Origin of the sequence: Vibrio sp. YT-18, assembly GCF_033337345.1 — a bacterium.
Classification (GTDB): domain Bacteria; phylum Pseudomonadota; class Gammaproteobacteria; order Enterobacterales; family Vibrionaceae; genus Vibrio; species Vibrio alginolyticus.
Genome location: NZ_JAWOQO010000138.1, coordinates 1 through 1277, shown reverse-complemented (window position 1 = coordinate 1277; position 1277 = coordinate 1). Strand labels below are relative to the sequence as shown.

At 48.4% G+C, this 1277-nt stretch carries 2 protein-coding genes; both read right to left on the bottom strand.

Going from position 1 to position 1277, the window contains the following annotated elements; genetic code table 11:
* Positions 1–637, bottom strand: a 637-nt coding sequence (hemW, locus tag R7M72_RS24950) for a radical SAM family heme chaperone HemW (protein WP_318056443.1), incomplete at its 3' end; no start/stop codon positions are given.
* A gap of 18 nt (positions 638–655) precedes the next feature.
* Positions 656–1258: an XTP/dITP diphosphatase gene (locus R7M72_RS24945; protein WP_318056442.1), complete on the bottom strand. Its 603-nt coding sequence runs from the start codon at positions 1256–1258 to the stop codon at positions 656–658.
* Positions 1259–1277: the final 19 nt, after the last annotated feature.

Below are 1277 nucleotides of genomic sequence, written 5' to 3'. Positions count from 1 at the left end.
GTGGCTTGTAGTAGAACATGGTGTTTGGTTCGATGGTGAGCTGATACCAAGACAGGTGCGGCGGTGCGAGCTCAATCGCTTTGTCCAAATAGGCTAGCGCTTGTTCGATGCTTTGATCGGGTAAGCCGTGCATTAAGTCGAGGTTAAAGCTGTTCAAACCAATTTGATGGGCAAGTTTCGCTGCATTAACGGCTTCGTCTTGACCATGAATTCGTCCTAGACGCTCCAACTTCTCCTGCTCAAAGCTTTGAACTCCGATGGAAATTCGCGTGACGCCCGCTTTACGATAACCCACGAAACGCTCTGCTTCGATGGTGCCAGGGTTTGCTTCCATAGTGATTTCAATGTCTGGCTTGAATGGAATTCGCGCTTCGATGCCTTTTAGCAAACGCTCAATGCCTTCTGCAGAAATCAAACTTGGCGTACCACCGCCAATGAAGATGGAATGCAGCGGACGCGGTGCGTCATTTAAGCGGTACTTATCAATATCGGTATCCAGATCTTCTAGAAGGGCACTGATGTACTCTTCTTCTGGGATCTCCGCTTTAAGCGCATGGGAGTTAAAGTCGCAATAAGGGCACTTTTGTACACACCATGGGATGTGTACATACAAGCTGAGTGCTGGGGGCGTTAACATGGACAAGTTCACTCGATCTTACTGTGCGGTTTGCGCTGATAACTGAGCAAACAGTGACTTCAGTGCTTTGCCGCGGTGAGACAACTGCTTTTTACGTGCCGGCTCTAGCTCTGCTGACGCACAGTTATCTTCTGGTACGAAGAAGATAGGGTCGTAACCAAAGCCATTTTCGCCATGTGCTTCAGTCAGAATACGAGCTTCCCATTGGCCATGACAAACGATAGGCGTTGGATCGTTCTCGTGACGCATCAATACCAATACGCAGTGAAAACGCGCGGTACGCTCTGCTTCTGGCACGCCTTCCATTGCGGCTAGCAATTTCTCTAGGTTTTCTTGGTCAGAGGCTTTTTCGCCTGCGTAACGTGCTGAGTAGATACCCGGTGCACCTTTTAGGAAATCGACTTCCAGACCAGAATCATCTGCAATCGCTGGTAAGCCAGTTTCTTGCGCGGCATGGCGAGCTTTAATGATTGCGTTCTCAATGAACGTGGTGCCCGTTTCAGCAACTTCTGATACGTTGAATTCACTTTGCGCTAATACTTCAAAACCGAAGTCAGACAGTAGATCTGCCATCTCGCGAACTTTGCCTTGGTTGCCTGTTGCTAGCACAATTTTTTTCATGGGAATCTCTTTTAATAGT

Bases quoted from the DNA above. Each gene is read 5' to 3' on its own strand.
- R7M72_RS24945 (WP_318056442.1), bottom strand. From the start codon at position 1,258: ATGAAAAAAATTGTGCTAGCAACAGGCAACCAAGGCAAAGTTCGCGAG.